Origin of the sequence: Paucibacter sp. PLA-PC-4, from assembly GCF_026241155.1 — a bacterium.
Classification (GTDB): Bacteria; Pseudomonadota; Gammaproteobacteria; order Burkholderiales; family Burkholderiaceae_C; genus Roseateles_E.
Window position 1 is genome coordinate 247,392 of sequence record NZ_JAPFGP010000005.1, and the last position, 15,823, is coordinate 263,214.

General features: G+C 68.5%; 18 protein-coding genes. 7 read left to right on the forward strand and 11 right to left on the reverse strand.

Annotated features, from left to right (window positions below):
* Positions 1-26: 26 nt before the first annotated feature.
* The 5 genes from creC to OOZ63_RS10250 are packed head-to-tail and all read right to left on the reverse strand — an operon-like array spanning position 27 to position 4,498.
* A complete protein-coding gene (gene creC, locus OOZ63_RS10230) occupies positions 27-1,466 on the reverse strand; it encodes a two-component system sensor histidine kinase CreC (protein ID WP_266005351.1) in 1,440 nt (479 codons plus the stop codon).
* A 7-nt stretch (positions 1,467-1,473) separates the two neighbouring features.
* Positions 1,474-2,142, reverse strand: a complete 669-nt coding sequence (creB, locus tag OOZ63_RS10235; protein WP_266005352.1) for a two-component system response regulator CreB — start codon at positions 2,140-2,142, stop codon at positions 1,474-1,476.
* A gap of 10 nt (positions 2,143-2,152) precedes the next feature.
* Positions 2,153-2,794 (reverse strand): MarC family protein, encoded by a 642-nt coding sequence (locus OOZ63_RS10240; RefSeq protein ID WP_137944941.1) that lies wholly within the window; start codon positions 2,792-2,794, stop codon positions 2,153-2,155.
* A gap of 10 nt (positions 2,795-2,804) precedes the next feature.
* Positions 2,805-3,587 carry a helical backbone metal receptor gene (locus tag OOZ63_RS10245; protein WP_266005353.1) on the reverse strand — a complete coding sequence of 261 codons (783 nt, stop codon included), beginning with the start codon at positions 3,585-3,587 and terminating at the stop codon, positions 2,805-2,807.
* Positions 3,584-4,498, reverse strand: a complete 915-nt coding sequence (locus OOZ63_RS10250; protein ID WP_266005354.1) for a hypothetical protein — start codon at positions 4,496-4,498, stop codon at positions 3,584-3,586. Before OOZ63_RS10250 ends, OOZ63_RS10245 begins: the two co-directional genes overlap by 4 nt.
* 252 nt (positions 4,499-4,750) lie before the next feature.
* Here OOZ63_RS10250 and OOZ63_RS10255 point away from each other — a divergent pair, with 252 nt between their 5' ends.
* The 3 genes from OOZ63_RS10255 to OOZ63_RS10265 all read left to right on the forward strand — a co-directional run bounded on the left by OOZ63_RS10255 (position 4,751) and on the right by OOZ63_RS10265 (position 6,935).
* Positions 4,751-5,227, forward strand: a complete 477-nt coding sequence (locus OOZ63_RS10255) for an RNA recognition motif domain-containing protein (RefSeq protein WP_266005355.1) — start codon at positions 4,751-4,753, stop codon at positions 5,225-5,227.
* A gap of 138 nt (positions 5,228-5,365) precedes the next feature.
* A complete protein-coding gene (locus OOZ63_RS10260; RefSeq protein ID WP_266005356.1) occupies positions 5,366-5,716 on the forward strand; it encodes a YciI family protein in 351 nt (116 codons plus the stop codon).
* Entirely contained in the window at positions 5,703-6,935 is a 1,233-nt protein-coding gene (locus tag OOZ63_RS10265) for an RNA polymerase sigma factor (protein WP_266005357.1), read from the forward strand. Before OOZ63_RS10260 ends, OOZ63_RS10265 begins: the two co-directional genes overlap by 14 nt.
* Here the strand turns inward: OOZ63_RS10265 and OOZ63_RS10270 are convergent, their stop codons facing one another.
* Genes OOZ63_RS10270 through OOZ63_RS10285 form a run of 4 tightly spaced genes read right to left on the reverse strand, consistent with a single transcriptional unit; the run spans position 6,936 to position 9,950 of the window.
* Entirely contained in the window at positions 6,936-7,706 is a 771-nt protein-coding gene (locus tag OOZ63_RS10270) for an SDR family oxidoreductase (RefSeq protein ID WP_266005358.1), read from the reverse strand.
* Positions 7,703-8,386 (reverse strand): LPS export ABC transporter periplasmic protein LptC, encoded by a 684-nt coding sequence (gene lptC / locus OOZ63_RS10275; protein ID WP_266005359.1) that lies wholly within the window; start codon positions 8,384-8,386, stop codon positions 7,703-7,705. Before lptC ends, OOZ63_RS10270 begins: the two co-directional genes overlap by 4 nt.
* Positions 8,386-8,964, reverse strand: coding sequence for a KdsC family phosphatase (locus OOZ63_RS10280; protein ID WP_266005360.1), 579 nt, complete (start codon positions 8,962-8,964; stop codon positions 8,386-8,388). The genes lptC and OOZ63_RS10280 overlap by 1 nt, the downstream gene beginning before the upstream one ends.
* Positions 8,964-9,950, reverse strand: a complete 987-nt coding sequence (locus OOZ63_RS10285) for a KpsF/GutQ family sugar-phosphate isomerase (protein ID WP_266005406.1) — start codon at positions 9,948-9,950, stop codon at positions 8,964-8,966. The genes OOZ63_RS10280 and OOZ63_RS10285 overlap by 1 nt, the downstream gene beginning before the upstream one ends.
* Positions 9,951-10,069: 119 nt before the next feature.
* Here OOZ63_RS10285 and OOZ63_RS10290 point away from each other — a divergent pair, with 119 nt between their 5' ends.
* Both OOZ63_RS10290 and OOZ63_RS10295 read left to right on the forward strand, forming a co-directional pair.
* A complete protein-coding gene (locus OOZ63_RS10290) occupies positions 10,070-10,651 on the forward strand; it encodes a DJ-1/PfpI family protein (RefSeq protein WP_266005361.1) in 582 nt (193 codons plus the stop codon).
* A gap of 31 nt (positions 10,652-10,682) precedes the next feature.
* On the forward strand, positions 10,683-11,060 hold the full coding sequence (locus tag OOZ63_RS10295) for a ribbon-helix-helix domain-containing protein (RefSeq protein WP_266005362.1): 378 nt from the start codon (positions 10,683-10,685) through the stop codon (positions 11,058-11,060).
* Here the strand turns inward: OOZ63_RS10295 and OOZ63_RS10300 are convergent.
* Positions 11,057-11,608 (reverse strand): TetR/AcrR family transcriptional regulator, encoded by a 552-nt coding sequence (locus tag OOZ63_RS10300; protein WP_266005363.1) that lies wholly within the window; start codon positions 11,606-11,608, stop codon positions 11,057-11,059. The genes OOZ63_RS10295 and OOZ63_RS10300 overlap by 4 nt on opposite strands.
* Before the next feature lie 128 nt (positions 11,609-11,736).
* Between OOZ63_RS10300 and OOZ63_RS10305 the strand changes: the two genes are divergently transcribed.
* Positions 11,737-12,252 (forward strand): HPP family protein, encoded by a 516-nt coding sequence (locus OOZ63_RS10305; RefSeq protein ID WP_266005364.1) that lies wholly within the window; start codon positions 11,737-11,739, stop codon positions 12,250-12,252.
* A 22-nt stretch (positions 12,253-12,274) separates the two neighbouring features.
* Here the strand turns inward: OOZ63_RS10305 and OOZ63_RS10310 are convergent, their stop codons facing one another.
* Positions 12,275-13,546, reverse strand: a complete 1,272-nt coding sequence (locus OOZ63_RS10310; protein WP_266005365.1) for a Glu/Leu/Phe/Val family dehydrogenase — start codon at positions 13,544-13,546, stop codon at positions 12,275-12,277.
* A 239-nt stretch (positions 13,547-13,785) separates the two neighbouring features.
* On the opposite strand from OOZ63_RS10310, the gene OOZ63_RS10315 reads away from it, so the two are divergent.
* Positions 13,786-15,783, forward strand: a complete 1,998-nt coding sequence (locus tag OOZ63_RS10315) for a cation:proton antiporter (protein ID WP_266005366.1) — start codon at positions 13,786-13,788, stop codon at positions 15,781-15,783.
* Positions 15,784-15,823 lie beyond the last annotated feature (40 nt).

Here is a 15,823-nt window from a genome sequence, read left to right on the forward strand (position 1 = left end):
AGGAAGTTTGTGAAGCGGGGGTGAAGTCAGACCAGCGGCAGGCTCAACAGCACACGCAGGCCGGGCTCAGCCGGCTCGAATTCAAGACTGCCGCCATGCAGGGCCGCGACCTGGCCAACGATGGCCAGGCCCAGACCCGAGCCCTTGCGCAGGCTGCCGGGCCGGGCGGTCGAGAAAAAACGCTGACCCAGCTGAGCCCAGGCAGCCGGCGGCACGCCAGGGCCCTGGTCGCGCAGCGCGAACACGGCCCGGCCATCGACGGCCTGCAGACTCAGTTCGAGCACCGAGCCGGCCGGCGCGAAGTTCAGCGCATTGCCAAACAGATTGCTCAGGGCCAGCTCCAGCAGCTCGCGATCGGCCATCACCTCAAGCGATGCGCGCTGCTGCCATAGCAGGGTCAGGTCTTGCTGCTGGAGGCGGTCATGCAGCGGGGCCAGCACGGCTTCGACCAGCGCGTCGACGCGCAGCCGCTGCGGATGCGCCGGGGCCTGCTGCATTTCCAGCTTGGACAGCTCCAGCAGGCGCTCGACCAGCTCGCCCATGCGCTCGCTCTGCGCCACCACCTGGCCGGCAAAGCGCTGGCGGTCGGCCGGGGCCAGCTCGTCTTGCAGCAGTTCGCCGGCGCCGCGCATGGCGGCCAGCGGGCTTTTGAGCTCATGGGTCAGCGCGCGCACCGTGTGCTCGATGTGCTCGCGCCCGTCGAGCCGTTCGCGCATCGCCGCCATCGCCCGCGCCAGCTCGCCCAGCTCACCGGGCACGCTGGGTGGCGGCTGTTGCGGCAGGCCTGCCTGCACCTGGCGCGCATAGTCGCGCAGCCGCCGCACATGCCAGACCAGCCACAGGGTCACGGCCACGCCCAGCGCTATCGACAGTCCCAGCAGCGCCAGTCCGGCGATCAGGATGCGGCGCTCGGCACGGTCGATGAAGCGCTGCACCGTGGCCAGCGGCTTGGCCACGGTGACCACGCCGATGATGGCGTCGCCGCGGCGAACCGGCGCGGCCACATACATCACCGAGCTGCGGTCGTCGCCCTCGGTGATGCGGGTCGAGCGCGCGCCATAGTCGCCGCGCAGGGTGCGCGCCACATCGCGCCAGCCCGAGTAGTCCTCGCCGACGGCAGGACGCGGGCCCGAGTCAAGCAAGACCCGACCCTGGGCATCGGTCACATAGATGCGAAAGTCCAGGCTCTGCTTGCGCAGGCCCCAGATGTGGGCATCGACCGGGCGCTGCGCATAGTCCGTGACGCGCTGCGCGAAGCGGCTGCCAGCCAGGTCAGCGCCTGCCGGCAGCGCGGCGATATCGTCCTGCGCCAGCTCGGCCAGCAGATTGGCGGTGTCCACCATGATGTCTTCCATCACCTCGCGCACGCTGGGCTTCACCTCGGCCAGCACGACGCGCAGCACGACAAAGGCCGACAGGCCGGCAATCAGGAAGAAGCAGAACAGCAAACGCAGACCGAGGCGCATGCTTGATCTATTCAAGCGAGTAGCCGAGGCCGCGATGCGTGCGTATCGGGTCCAGCTCGGGCGCCACCGCGCGCAGCTTGGCGCGCAGCGTCTTGATGTGGGTGTCCACCGTGCGGTCGCCGCTGTCGGCCTCATGGCCCCAGACGGCGTCGAGCAGGGTCTCGCGGCTGTGGATGCGCTGCGGCGCGGCCAGCAGCCGGCTCAAGAGGCCCAGCTCGCGGCGCGTCAGGTCCAGCACCTGGCCCTGAAAGCGGATGCGCGAGCCCCCGGCCTCGATCACAAAACCCTGCGGCGCCGGTGCGGCCACCGGCGCCTGCGCGCGGCGCAGCAGCGCCCGCACCCGCGCTACCAGCTCGCGCGGGCTGAAGGGCTTGGCCAGATAGTCGTCGGCGCCCAGCTCGAGGCCCAGCACGCGGTCCAGCTCCTCGCTGCGAGCACTGAGCATCAAGAGCGGCAGCCGGCTGCCGGCGGCGCGCAGCTCTCGGCACAGGTCCAGGCCATTGCCGTCGGGCAGGCCCACATCGAAGATCGCCAGCGCGGGCTCGTGCTGCGTCAGCCGCGCGCGGGCCTCATGCAGCCAGCTGCAATGGGTCAGCGCAAAGCCCTCACGCTGCAGCGCGAAGACGACGGTCTGGGCAATGGCCGGGTCGTCCTCCAGCAGCAAAATTTCGCTCATCAACGGACCATCAGCGTGCGATGTGGGAGGCCAGGACCGGGAATAGCTTGGTCAAGCCATCGGCCAGCAGCTCCACCGCCAGCGCGGCCAGGATCAGGCCCATCAGACGGGTCATGATGTTGATGCCGGTCTGGCCCAGCACCCGCGCGATGCGGCCCGAGGCGGTGAAGACCGCGAAGGTCACCAGGCCGACAACGACGCCGTAGCCGACCAGCACGCCCAGCTCCCACCAGTGGCGAGTCTTCTCGGCATAGATGACCATGGTCGAGATCGTCGCCGGGCCGGTCAGCAGCGGAATGGTCAGCGGCACGACCGCGATGCTGGCACCGGCGTCGGCCTTGTTGGCGCCCTCGGCGACATCTTCCTTGCGGGTCTCGGCCGGCTGGGCGTTCAGCATCTGGATCGAGCTGATCAGCAGCAAAGTCCCGCCGCCGACCTGGAAACTGGCCAGCGAGATGCCGAAGAACTCGATGATCTTCAGGCCGGCCAGCGCGCTGATGCCGATCACCAAAAAGGCCGTGAAGGCGCTGACCCGTATCGTGCGCTGGCGTTGCTGGCGCGTGAAGCTTTGCGTGAAATGGATGAAGAAGGGCACGACGCCAATCGGATTGACGATGGCCAGCAGTGCGATCAGGGGTTTGTACAGATCCATCGCGGCATTGTCAGCGCTCGGCCAAGCCGCGCAAATAGGCCAGACCCTGGGCCGCCCGAGGGCCATACCAGCTCAGCAGCTCGCCGTCGACCAACTGCACCCGAGCCTGCGCACACAAGGTCTGGGCCAGGGCCAGATGCGAGGCATCGAAGCGGTAGGGCTCAGAGCTCAGCAGCACGCGGTCGATCTGGCACAGCCAGGGCTCCGTGCCGGACAGCACCGGATAGCGGGCCGCACCGGTCTCCCCGCCCTCGATCGCCGGCCAGCTCTGCCAGCCGACCTGGGCCAGCATGCGGGCGATATAGGTGTCGCGCGCCACTGTCATCCAGGGCTCGCGCCAGATCAGATAGAGCACCCGCTGGACCGGCCAGGCCTGCGCCGCACAGCGCGCCTGCTCGGCGTGCAGGGCCTGGGCCAGCGCCTCGGCGCGCTCGCGCACGCCCGGCAGGGCGCCGAAGCAGCCGACCATCTGATCCAGCAACGCCAGATTGTCGGCCGGGCCCTGCGGATGGGTGATGACGATCTCGGGCACAAACTCGCGCAGCGCCTGCACCGTGTCAAGCCGGTTCTCGTCCATATTGACCAGCACATGGGTCGGCGCGAGCCGGCGCAGCTTGGCCAGATTGACATCCTTGGTGCCACCGACCTTGGGCACGGCCGCCATCACCTCGGCCGGGTGGATGCAAAAGCCGGTACGCGCCACCATCCACGGCGCCAGACCCAGGGCGGCCAGCAGCTCACTCAGGCTGGGCACCAGGCTGGCGATGCGCGGGGCAAAGGCGGGCTTGCTCACAGGCCTTCGTCCGGCACTTCGCGCAGCGCCAGATAGACCGCGCAGCAGCCGCGCAGATAGATCAGGGCCGGCAGCACCAGGGCCAGCGCAAACACCACACCGCCGCCGACCAAGGCCGCCATGCCTTGCGGGCTGCCGGCCACCGGCGCGCCGGCCGCGCCCAGGCTGCGCAGGCCGTAGCCGAACAGACCGGCCATCAGCTGCTGCGGCGGCAGGCTGATATCGGCGCCCCAGATCGCCAGCAAGGACATGGCCCGCGCGCCACTGACCACGACAAAAGAGACCGCCGCGCTGACCACGGCGGTCAGCAGCAGCACCCCCGCCATCAGCACCGCCGCATCGAGCAGACCGCCGCGCAGCTGGCGTGCCAGCAGGCGCAGCGTCGGCCGCACGGTCTGGCCGGCCCAGACCGAGGGCCCCGTCAGCGGCCCCACCAGCACCAGCACAGCAAACGAGCTCAGCCCCAGCAGCAACACCCCCAGCGGCACCGTCAGTGCGAACAGCGGCGCTCCCAGCCAGGGCAGCCTGGCTGCCCACAGCAGAGCGAGCAGTGCCGCGAGCACCAAACCCAGCAGACCCAGCACGACGGCCAGGCTCAACAGCACCCGATGCGCTACCAGGAGCGCATCGCGCAAGGCGTCCTGCACATCGCGCACCGGCCGGCCCAGCGCCTGGTCCATCAGCAGCAGGCCGGTGGTGTTGACCCCATAAAAAGCGACCGTCAGCGCCAGCCCGGCCCAGACCACCCCCCAGGGCGTCTCACTGCGGGCCAGCGCCGACTCGGCCATCGCCAGCAGCAGTCCGGCCACGCAAAAGGTGCTCAGCAGGGCGTAGAGGGCCGGGCCGTTGCGCGCGGCGTCCAGACTGGAGAGCACGCGATTGAGCGCCTGGAGCGAGATTTTCTGGGACATGGGTGGGGAGTTCGGTGGCCGCGATGATAGCCAGTCATCACTGCGTCTTCAGTGTGTCTGCCGGCGTGCGATCGGAACGGTTTTCCGGGTTTTCTCTCAGAAGCTGAAAAACAACACTTGACTCTTGCGCTTTGCGCCGGCCTGGACCCATCACCCATAATCGTTTACCTGTGTCTGGAAGCCGCACCTTCGCTTGAATGGTTCACGATGGAGAAGCTCCACATGGTTTTTTGGTATTGAAAGGGCTTCCCCATGGGAAACAAGCTTTACGTAGGCAACCTGGCCTATAGCGTGCGCGACGAATCGCTGCAAGAAGCATTCGGTCAATTTGGCACTGTGACCTCCGCAAAGGTCATGATGGATCGTGATACCGGTCGTTCCAAGGGCTTCGGCTTTGTGGAAATGGCATCCGACGCCGAGGCGCAATCCGCCATCAACGGCATGAACGGTCAGGCCCTGGACGGCCGCGCGATCGTCGTGAACGAGGCCCGTCCTCGTGAAGAGCGTCCGGGCGGCTTCGGCGGCGGTGGCCGTTCGGGCGGCGGCGGCTTCGGTGGCGGCGGCGGTGGTCGCTCCGGTGGCGGCGGCTTCGGCGGCGGCGGTGGTGGTGGTGGTTACGGCGGCGGTGGTGGCGGCGGTGGCCGTTCCGGCGGCGGCGGCTACGGCGGTGGCGGCGGTGGCCGTTCCGGCGGTGGCGGCTTCGGCGGTGGCAACCGCGGTGGCTACTGAGCTGCACTGCACGCATGAATGACAAAGGCGCCCTCGGGCGCCTTTTCTTTTTTCCGCGGCGCGTCATGCATGCTCACAGCCGGCCGTCATGTCCATAAGCGGGCCATGTCGGCCCGCTGCCACCACGAGGACCATGCCATGCATGACTATCTGATGCTGCTGCACGAAACCCCGGCCGACCAGCCGACGATGAGCGAGAGCGAGCTGCGCGCGCTGATCCAGCGCTACAGCGACTGGGCCGAGACGCTGCGCCAGCAGGGCCGGCTCAGCGCCGGCCACAAGCTCTGCGATGACGGTGGGCGCGAGCTGCGCCGCCCCGGGGCGCAGCTGCTGGCCAGCGACGGTCCCTGGGCCGAGGCCAAAGACGTGATCGGCGGCCTTTTCATCATCCGGGCCGAAAGCCTGGCCGAAGCCCAGGCCCTCGCCGCCACCTGCCCGCACCTGGGTGGCAGCAGCTGGATCACGTTGCGTCAGATTGAAGCCCTCTGACTTTGATCAGTTGGTCAGGCGCGAGTTTGCGCGCCTGACCGCCCAGCTGCTTCACAGCCTGGGCCTGAGCCACATCGCTGTGGCCGAGGACGCGCTGCAGACCGCGCTGCTGCGCGCCGCGCGGCTCTGGCCTCTGCAAGGCTGGCCGGACAACCCGGCCGGCTGGCTCTACCGCGTGGCCTGGCGTGCAGCGGTGGATCAGCTGCGCCACGAAGCGCCGCTGCAGCCGCTGGATGAGGCCGCCGAGCCGCCCGACCCGCGCCCGCCCGCCAGCGAGCGCTTCGCCACCGAGCTGCACGACGAGGAGCTGCAACTGCTGTTCGCCTGCTGCCACCCGGCGCTGCCGCTGGCAAGCCAAGTCGCGCTGGCGCTGCGCTTGCTGACCGGCCTGCCGCTGCGGACCATCGCCGCCGGCCTGTTGTGTGGTGACGCCGCGCTGGCTCAGCGCCTGGCGCGCGCCCGCAATTTGCTGGCCAAGCAGGCGCTGAGCCTGCCGCCCCCCACCGAGCTGGAGCAGCGCCGCAGCGCCGTACTGGCCACCCTGTACCTGATGTTCAACCAGGGCTACCAGAGCGCTGGCCCGGCTTCTGTGGTCATCGCCAAGGAGCTGTGCTGGGAGGCGATCCGACTGGCGCGCGCACTGGCTGCCCATCCCATCAGCGCGGCCGCCGAGGCCGATGCCTTGGCCGCCCTCTTGCTGCTACACGGCGCGCGGCTGGACGGCCGGCTCGATGCGATGGGCGATCTGGTGCGGCTGCCGGAGCAATCGCGTGGCCGCTGGGACCGCCGCATGGTGGAGATGGGCCTGCGCCATCTGCAGCTAGCCGCAAGGGGTCAGGTCTTGAGCAGCTATCACCTGCAGGCCTGCATCGCCGCCGAGCATGCCCGCGCGCCCAGCTGGGAGGCCACTGACTGGGCCCGGCTGCGGCACTACTACGAGGCATTGCTGGCGCTGGACGGCTCGTCCTGCGCACGCCTGGGCTATGCGGTGGCACTGGCGCATACCGAGGGGCCTGCGGCCGCGCTGGCCCGGCTGGACGAGGACTGGGCGCAGCTGGGTCAGCAGCCCATGCCCTATGCCTGGGCCGCGCGAGCGCAATGGCGCCACGCCTTGGGCCGGCTGGACGAGGCCCGCGCCGACTATGCCCAGGCGCTGCGGCTTGCCCGCCATCCGGCCGAGCGGCGCCAGCTCCAGGCCCTGCTCGACGCTCTCGGCTGATCAGCTCGACTGGCGGTGCTTTCGCGGCCGCCCGGCCAGCAGCTTGTCGAACAGCGCGTTGGGCAGGGCCCGCATCAGCTTGGCGACCACGCCCATCTGCCAGGGGATCACGCGGTAGCTGGCGCCGGCGGCGATGGCCTCGAAGGCGCGTGCCGCGAAATCGTCCGGCTGCATCAGAAAGGGCATGCTGTAGCGGTTCTGGCGCGTCAGCGGCGTGTCGATATAGCCCGGCGAGATCGTCACGACCTTGACACCGAAGGGTCGGCATTCTCCCCGCAGGCTCTCGCAATAGCTGATCACTGCGGCTTTGCTGGAGCAGTAGGCCGCATGGCCGGGCAGCCCGCGGATGCCAGCCACGCTGCCTATGCCCACCAGCGCGCCGCTGCCCCGCGCCACCATCGGCGCGACAAAGGCCTGGAACGTGGCGGCCAGACCGATATTATTAGTCTCGTAGATCTGCCGCATCACCTCAATGTCCGCCAACTCCGCGGTGTCCATGCCGATGCTGATGCCGGCATTGGCGATCACGACGTCGGGCAGGCCCTGGGCCGCGATGCAGGCGCGCCCGGCACCGGTGATCGCGGCGACATCGCGCACATCGGCACCGTAGACGGCCCAGCGCTCGGGGGCCAGGTCCTGCGCCTGGGCCCAGGCGCGCAGCTCGTCAACACGCCGTGCCACCAGGGCCAGGCGCCAGCCGGCTCGGTAATACTGCAGGGCCAGGGCCTGGCCAATGCCGCTGGAGGCGCCGGTGATATAGACCAGTTTCATGGTGTTGCGATGGTCTTGCGCGCGCCGGGCGGATCGAAACGGGCGCTGCTACGGCCGCCAAAGCCCAGCTTGCCGCTGAGATGGTCGTACTCGAACGAGGCAGCACGCACTTCGCCGCCGGCGTAGCGCAGCACCACCGGCAAGTGCGAGCGCAGCTTCTCGCTGCTTAGCAAGGCATGCAGGAACTCGCCGCGCACCTCCAGCGCCGGCCGCTGGGACAGCCCGCCCTCACGCGCCGGCTCGAAGCGTTGCACCGTGACATCGCCCAGCAGTTGCATCTCGCTGCCGTCGCCATTGCCGACAGCACGCCGGGCGGTGGCCAGCAGCATCGCGCCGTCGGCCGCGAAGGCGCGCACGCGCACGCCGTCGATCTCCAGCGTGTCGGTATCGGGATAGTGGCGCATCTCGCTGCCCTCGACCCGAAAGCGCAGCGCGCCAGCGGCGTCGAAGCGCTGCAGCTCGAAGCCCTGCATGCGGTAGTCGGGCACATGGCGCGGCGGCACCGGCTCCATCGGCCCGTCCAGCAGCGGCGTGTTTTTGACCAGCCACCAGGTGCCGGCGGCCAGAAAAGCCATCAGCAGCAGCGGCAGATAGGCCGATGCCAGCGACTGCAGCCGCCACAACCAACTCTGCGGCAGACGGCGCCGGCTCGGTGCCGGCGGCGGGGCCAGGGTCACCATCAGGGATGGCCCCCGTCCAAGGTCTCGAGATGGCTGCTCAGCAGGGCCTGGTAGCGGCCGGCGGCCATCAGCAGCAGGTCGCAGCATTCGCGCGCAGCACCATGGCCGCCGGGCGCGGCGGTGATGTGATGGGCCACGGCCCGCACCTCGGCATGGGCCTGGGCCGGCGCGCAGGCAAACCCGGCGCGAGTCATCAGGGGCAGATCGGGCCAGTCGTCCCCCATCGCGGCGACTTCTGGCCAGTCCAGGCCCAGCTGATCCAGCAGCGGCTGCGCCACAGCGAGCTTGTTCTTGGCCCCGTAGACGGCATGCCTGAGCCCGAGGTCGGCGACACGGCGGCGCACCGCCGGCGAATCACGGCCGGTGATGATGATGGGGGTGATGCCGCCTTGGTCCAGCAGCTTCAGGCCGTGGCCGTCAAGCGTCGAGAAGGCCTTGAAGCTCTCGCCGTGCTCGCCGATGTAGATGCGGCCGTCGGTCAGCACACCGTCGACATCGAAGATCGCGGCCTTGATGGCAAGACCTGGTCCCTGGGCCTTGAGCAGCAGCTGCGGTGGAAATTGCAGGCTAGCCCGCATCAGATCACCTTGGCCTGCATCAGGTCGTTGATGCTGATTGCGCCGACCAGGCGCTGCTGGGCATCGACCGCCAGCACCAGCGTGATGCGCGCGCTCTCCATCAGATCGGCGGCGTCGACCGCCAGCGCGTCGGCCGAGACCGTGCGCGGGTGCTTGGAGGCCACCTCGCCTGCCTTGAGTGCGCGCAGGTCTTCGCCGCGCTCGATCAGGCGGCGCAGATCGCCGTCGGTGAAGATGCCCAGCACCTGGCGTTCGGCGTCGACAACGATGGCCGCGCCCAGTCCCTTGGCCGACATCGTGCGCATCATCTCGCTGAAGCTGGCTTCGGGTGCCACAGTTGGCAGCGCCTCGCCGCTGCGCATCAGGTCGTGCACATGGGTCAGCAGCTTGCGGCCCAGCGCGCCGCCCGGGTGGGAGCGGGCGAAGTCTTCTTCCTTGAAGCCGCGCGCGTCCAGCAGGGCCACGGCCAGCGCATCGCCCAGCGCCATCTGGGCCGTGGTGCTGGCGGTCGGCGCCAGGTTCAGCGGGCAGGCCTCCTGGTCGACCTTGCTGTCGAGCACGAAGTCAGCGTGCCGTGCCAGGCTGGATGTGGCGCCACCGGTCATCGCGATGATGACGACGCCAAGGCGCTTGAGCACCGGCAGGATGGCGTTGAGTTCGTCGCTCTCGCCCGAGTTCGACAGGGCCAGCACCACATCATTGGTCGTGACCATACCCAGATCGCCATGGCTGGCCTCTGCCGGGTGGACGAACAGCGCCGGTGTGCCGGTCGAGGACAGCGTCGCGGCGATCTTGCGCCCGACATGGCCGCTCTTGCCCATGCCCATCACCGCGACCCGACCGGAGCAGTCCATGACGGCTTGCACGGCGGCTGAGAACGAGGGGCCCAGACGCGGCAGCAGGCCGGTCAGCGCGGCGGCCTCGATCTGCAACGTGTGCCGGGCCATGGCCAGGGCGCGAGCGGCGTCAAAGGGCGGAGATTGCATCATCTGGCCAGTGTAGCGGCGGCGCCCGACGCTGTAGTGGCCGGCTGTTACCCATCGCGGGGCCGGCGTTTTCACAATCGGAGCGACGGCATCCGCCGTCACATAACAGGAGACTTCCTATGAGCGCGAAGAAACTGCTGCTGCTGGCCGGCGACTATGTCGAAGACTACGAGATCATGGTGCCTTTTCAGGCCCTGCTGGCCGTGGGCCACCGGGTCGATGCGGTCTGCCCCGGCAAGGTGGCCGGCGACCATGTGCTGACGGCCATCCACGACTTCGAGGGCGCGCAGACCTATTCCGAGAAGCCCGGCCACCGCTTCACACTCAACGCTACCTTTGCCGATGTCCGGCCCGAGGACTATGACGGCCTGGTGATCCCGGGCGGGCGCGCGCCCGAGTACCTGCGAACCGTGCCCGGCGTGGTCGCCCTGGTCCAGCACTTCGCCCGCGCCGACAAGCCGATCGCGGCGATCTGCCATGGTGCCCAGCTGCTGGCCGCCGCCGGCGTGATACGCGGCAGACGAGTCTCGGCCTATCCGGCCTGCGCGCCCGAGGTCGAGCTGGCCGGTGCCAGCTATGCCGAGATCCCGGTGGACCAGGCCGTCACCGATGGCCGCCTGGTCACTGCGCCGGCGTGGCCAGCCCACCCGGCCTGGATCGCGCAGTTCCTGGCGGTACTGGGCACGCGTATCGAGCTTTGACGCAAAATCATCCGTGCCCCAGGAGCCGACCATGTGCGAAGTCTTCATCAGCGCCAATCCCGAGTCCTACGAGTCGCGCACCCGCTCGCTGCGCCTGCACGGTGTGGTCACCAGCATCCGGCTGGAAAACCTGCACTGGGAGGTGCTCGAGGAGATCGGCGCGCGCGACGGCATGGGCGTGACCCAGCTGATCGAGAAGCTCTACGACGAGCTGGTCCAGGCGCGCGGCGCGGTGGGCAACTTCGCGTCTTTTCTGCGGGTCAGCGCGCTGCGCTATATGGCTTTGCAGGCGCGCCAGCGCATCCCCGTCGATCTGGCCGTGCCGATCCGCTCGCTCGACGCCCGGCAGGTCTTGCAGGACCTGCCGGACAGCTGGGCCCGGCGGCCGCTACGGGTGGATCTGGCCTAGGCCGGCTGCGCCAGCGCTGCGGCCGCCAGTGCCATCGCCTGGTCGGCCAGCGCCGTATCGGCGCCCGCCACCTGGGCAGCCACCGTCAGGCCTTCACCGATCAGGAACAGCGAGGAGGCCGCCCGGGCCGGCGCGGCCAGCCCGGCCTCCTCGCACAGGCGCTGCAGATAGTCGCGCAGGCTCTTCTTGTGCTCGGCCGCGATCGCATGGGCAGGATCGGCCGCATCCGCATATTCGGCGGCGGCATTGATGAAGGCGCAGCCGCAGAAGTCGGGCTCGCGGCTCCAGCCGCAGACAAAATCGATATAGGCCAGCGGCCGCTGCTGCAACGGCCGGCGCTCGACATGGGCGCGTATGCGGCCCAGCAGAGCCTCGTGGCGGGCCCGCAGCGCGGCATGCACCAGGGCCTCCTTGGTCGGGAAATAGCGGTACAGCGTCTTCTTCGTCAACTCGCCCTCGCGGCTTAGTTGATCGACGCCGGTGGCATGAAAGCCTTGGCGATAGAACAGCTGCATCGCCCGCTGGACCAGATGCTCGGCCTTGCTCATGCGTGTCTGACTCCGGGTTGGCAACAGCGCCAGTATCGGCGCGAAAGCGTCGAAAGTAAACCGATCGGTTGACTTGAGTATACCGATCGGTTTACCATCGAGGGCATCGATACCAACGGAGCCATGCAATGCCCTCGTTTCTTGCGAGCCTGAAGCGACTGTCGGCCTCGCGTGCGCCGGCCAGTCCGTCGCCGGCCTTCATCGTGTGGTCGGCGCTGGGCGCGACGCTGGCCATCGCGCTGACCGGCTGGCTGACCCAGGCCAGCGGCTACCCCTGGCAGATGGCCCCGTTCGGCGCGAGCTGCGTGCTGGCCTTCGGCCTGCCCGACAGCCCGCTGGCCCAGCCGCGCAGCATTGTGGGCGGCCACCTGGTGGCCAGCTTGGTCGGGCTGCTGGTCATGGCGGTGCTGGGCGACAGCTGGTGGGCGGCAGGCATCGCCGTGGGCCTGGCGCTGGCGCTGATGCAGATCACCCGGACCGTGCACGCGCCGGCCGGCGCCGACCCGCTGGTGGTGTTCGCCAGCCAGGCCGGTGCCACATTTTTGCTGACGCCGGTGCTGGCCGGCTCGCTGGCCATCGTGCTCGTGGCCCTGCTGGTCAACAACCTGCGCCAACGCGGCAGCTATCCGCGCTACTGGAGGTAGCGGCCCGGTCGGGCCGCAGATCTCAGGGGTAGAGGCCCCGCTCTTCGCGTGCCTCCAGCACCCGCGTGCAGGCCACGACGAAGGCAGCCGTGCGCAGCGGGATGCGGTGCTGCTCCGACGTTTCCCAGATGTGCTTGAAGGCGCCGGTGATGATCTTGTCCAGGCGGACATTGATCTCGTCTTCGGTCCAGAAGAAGCTGCTGAAGTCCTGCACCCACTCAAAGTAGGACACAGTCACGCCACCCGAATTGGCGATCACGTCAGGAACAACTACGATGCCGCGGTCGGCCAGCACGGCGTCGCCGTCCGGTGTGGTCGGGCCGTTGGCGCCCTCCAGCACCAGCCGGGTCTGCAGGCCTTCGGCGCGGGCTGCAGTGATCTGGCCTTCCAGCGCGGCCGGGATCAGCACATCGCTGCGAACCTTCCAGAAGTCGTCATTGGCGATTGCATCGCCGCCAGCAAAGCCGCCGACGCCGCCGGTCTTGGCCACATGGTCGAGCAGGTTCGTCATGTCGAAGCCCGACTCGTTCAGGATGGTGCCGGTGTGGTCCTGCACCGCGACGATCTTGGCGCCGTTGGCGGCGAACAGCTTGGCGGCGATCGAGCCGACATTGCCGAAGCCCTGCACCGCGATGCGGGCGTTATCCATCGGGATGTTGAGGCGGCGCATCGCCTCGCGGCCGATCACGAACACGCCGCGGCCGGTGGCCTGCACACGGCCCAGCGAGCCGCCCAGCGGGATCGGCTTGCCGGTGACGACGCCGGTGGCTGTGGCCCCGGTGTTCATCGAATAGGTGTCCATCATCCAGGCCATGATCTGGCCGTTGGTATTGACGTCGGGGGCCGGGATGTCCTGCTGCGGACCGATGATGATGCCGATCTCGCTGGTGTAGCGGCGCGTCATCTTCTCCAGCTCTTTGAGCGACAGCTGCTTGGGATCAACGCGGATGCCACCCTTGGCGCCGCCGTAAGGCAGGTTGACCGCCGCGTTCTTGATCGTCATCCAGGCCGACAGCGCCATCACCTCTTCCAGCGTGACGTCGGGGTGGTAACGCACGCCACCCTTGCCGGGGCCGCGGGTTAGGCTGTGCTGGACGCGGTAGCCCTCGAAGTGGGCGATGGTCCCGTTGTCCAACTCGATGGGGATGTCAACAATCAGCGCGCGCTTGGGTCGGCGCAGCGTCTCGACCCAGCGTGCCAGATGACCCAGGTAGGGTTCAACGGCGTCGATCTGGGACAGATAGGTGCCCCAGGGACTGTTGCGCGTGGGCGAGACAAAGGACAGATTGGGCATGTAATGCTCCGGTAACTTTTCGGTGGCGCGAACGGTATCGCGAACCCGGCCCGCCACGCCAGCGATTCCAAAGCCGAGTGCACATGCGGCCATGCGGCGAACGCATAGAAGACGAAGTTTGCGCGTGATCCGGCGTTTGTGCCAGTACCGGGCGGGGCAGGCCGCTGTGCACCGATGGTGGGGCGGCGTGCGCGCTATTCCGGGGATGGGGGACCTCGCCCGCCCCTTAACATCCGTTGATGATCACCTCGCTGGACCTTGCCCTGCTCTATCTCGTGGCCGCCGTGCTGGGTGTCGTGATCTGCCGCTCGCTCAAGCTGCCGCCGATGCTGGGGTATCTGGCGGTAGGGGTGTTGATCGGGCCGAACGCGCTGGCCCTGGCCGGTGACACCGCCAGCATCCGCTACCTGGCCGAGTTCGGCGTGGTGTTCCTGATGTTCGTGATCGGGCTGGAGTTCAACCTGCCAAAGCTGCGCAGCATGCGCTCGCTGGTGTTCGGCCTCGGGCTGTTGCAGGTGCTGCTGACCATTGTCGGCACGGTGGCGGGTCACTACCTGCTGCAAGCCGCCTTTGCCTACTTCGGCCGCGAATGGGAGCTGAGCTGGCAGGGCTCGCTGGTGCTGGGCGCGGCGATGGCGATGAGCTCGACAGCCATCGTCGTCAAGCTGATGGCCGAGCGGCTGGAGCTCGAGAGCGAGCATGGCAAGCGCGTGATGGGCGTGCTGCTGTTTCAGGATCTGGCGGTGGTGCCGCTCTTGGTGATGATCCCGGCGCTCAACAGCAGCGGCGGCGCGATGGTGGTCTCGCTGGGCTGGGCCACCTTGAAGGCGGCGGTGCTGCTGGGCATCTTGTTGGTCGGCGGTCAGAAGGTGATGCGCTGGTGGCTGACCCTGGTGGCGCGGCGCAAGAGCGAAGAGCTGTTCATGTTGAACCTGCTGCTGGTGACCCTGGGTCTGGCCTGGCTGACTGAGCACGCCGGCTTGTCGTTGGCGCTGGGCGCCTTTGTTGCCGGCATGCTGATCGCCGAGACTGAGTACAAGCACCAAGTCGAGACCGATATCCGGCCCTTCCACGATGTGCTGCTGGGTCTGTTCTTCATCACCATCGGCATGAAGCTGGACTGGCGTCCGGTGCTGGAGCAATGGCATCTGGTCTTTCTGCTGACCTTGGCCCCGACCTTGGCCAAGTTTGTGCTGGTGGCGGGGCTGGCACGGCTGTTCAAGGCGCCTGCCGGCGTGTCGCTGCGCACCGGCCTGTATCTGGCCCAGGCCGGTGAGTTCGGCTTTGTGCTGCTGACCTTGGGCGCCCAGCACCAGCTGATTGCGCCTCAATGGGTCAGCCCGGTGCTGGCAAGCATGGTCTTGTCGATGCTGGCCACGCCGTTTCTGATCATGTACAGCAACCGCATCGTGATGAAGTTGTCCAGCAGCGACTGGATGATGCAGTCGCTGCAGCTGACCAGCATCGCCAAGAAGGCGATCAAGGCGGACGCCCATGTGATCATCTGCGGTTACGGCCGCAGCGGCCAGAACCTGGCCCGGCTCCTGGAGGGCGAGCAGATCCCCTATATGGCGCTGGACCTGGACCCGGACCGGGTGCGACAGGCGGCGGCGGCCGGCCAAAGCGTGGTGTTCGGCGACGCGGCACGTCTGCAAAGCCTGATGGCCGCCGGCTTGGCGCGCGCCAGCGCCGTCGTGGTCACCTATCACGACACGCCTTCGGCGTTGAAGATCCTGCAGTTGGTGCGCTCACATGCGGCCCAGGTGCCGGTGGTGGTGCGCACCATCGACGACACCGATCTGGAGAAGCTGCGCGCCGCCGGCGCCACCGAGGTCGTTCCCGAGGCGATCGAGGGCTCGCTGATGCTGGCCAGCCATGCGCTGGCGCTGGTGGGCGTGCCGATGCGGCGCGTGATCCGGCTGACCCGCGACGCCCGTGATGCCCGCTACGGCCTGCTGCGCGGCTATTTCCACGGTGCCGATGACGACAACACCGAGGATCGCCAGCAGGAGCGCCTGATCTCGGTCACGCTGCCCCAGGCCAGCCCGTTCGCGAAGCAGCCGTTGGAGGCCCTGGCCCTGCATGCGGTGGGTGTCGGCGTGGTCTCGCTGCGGCGCGCTAGCGGCGCAGTGGTCGCGGCCCAGGACAGCTTGTTGCTGGGCGGCGGCGACACGCTGGTGCTGTCGGGCACGCCGGAAGCGCTGGCCTTGGCCGAGGACAAGCTGCTGCGCGGCTGAGCAAGCTCAAGTGGTGGCGGGGTCCCCTGCGGGACAGCCT

Bases quoted from the DNA above. Each gene is read 5' to 3' on its own strand.
- creC (WP_266005351.1), bottom strand. From the start codon at position 1,466: ATGCGCCTCGGTCTGCGTTTGCTGTTCTGCTTCTTCCTGATTGCCGGC.
- creB (WP_266005352.1), bottom strand. From the start codon at position 2,142: ATGAGCGAAATTTTGCTGCTGGAGGACGACCCGGCCATTGCCCAGACC.
- OOZ63_RS10240 (WP_137944941.1), bottom strand. From the start codon at position 2,794: ATGGATCTGTACAAACCCCTGATCGCACTGCTGGCCATCGTCAATCCG.
- OOZ63_RS10250 (WP_266005354.1), bottom strand. From the start codon at position 4,498: ATGTCCCAGAAAATCTCGCTCCAGGCGCTCAATCGCGTGCTCTCCAGT.
- OOZ63_RS10255 (WP_266005355.1), top strand. From the start codon at position 4,751: ATGGGAAACAAGCTTTACGTAGGCAACCTGGCCTATAGCGTGCGCGAC.
- OOZ63_RS10260 (WP_266005356.1), top strand. From the start codon at position 5,366: ATGCATGACTATCTGATGCTGCTGCACGAAACCCCGGCCGACCAGCCG.
- OOZ63_RS10270 (WP_266005358.1), bottom strand. From the start codon at position 7,706: ATGAAACTGGTCTATATCACCGGCGCCTCCAGCGGCATTGGCCAGGCC.
- lptC (WP_266005359.1), bottom strand. From the start codon at position 8,386: ATGGTGACCCTGGCCCCGCCGCCGGCACCGAGCCGGCGCCGTCTGCCG.
- OOZ63_RS10280 (WP_266005360.1), bottom strand. From the start codon at position 8,964: ATGCGGGCTAGCCTGCAATTTCCACCGCAGCTGCTGCTCAAGGCCCAG.
- OOZ63_RS10285 (WP_266005406.1), bottom strand. From the start codon at position 9,950: ATGCAATCTCCGCCCTTTGACGCCGCTCGCGCCCTGGCCATGGCCCGG.
- OOZ63_RS10290 (WP_266005361.1), top strand. From the start codon at position 10,070: ATGAGCGCGAAGAAACTGCTGCTGCTGGCCGGCGACTATGTCGAAGAC.
- OOZ63_RS10295 (WP_266005362.1), top strand. From the start codon at position 10,683: ATGTGCGAAGTCTTCATCAGCGCCAATCCCGAGTCCTACGAGTCGCGC.
- OOZ63_RS10300 (WP_266005363.1), bottom strand. From the start codon at position 11,608: ATGAGCAAGGCCGAGCATCTGGTCCAGCGGGCGATGCAGCTGTTCTAT.
- OOZ63_RS10305 (WP_266005364.1), top strand. From the start codon at position 11,737: ATGCCCTCGTTTCTTGCGAGCCTGAAGCGACTGTCGGCCTCGCGTGCG.
- OOZ63_RS10310 (WP_266005365.1), bottom strand. From the start codon at position 13,546: ATGCCCAATCTGTCCTTTGTCTCGCCCACGCGCAACAGTCCCTGGGGC.
- OOZ63_RS10315 (WP_266005366.1), top strand. From the start codon at position 13,786: ATGATCACCTCGCTGGACCTTGCCCTGCTCTATCTCGTGGCCGCCGTG.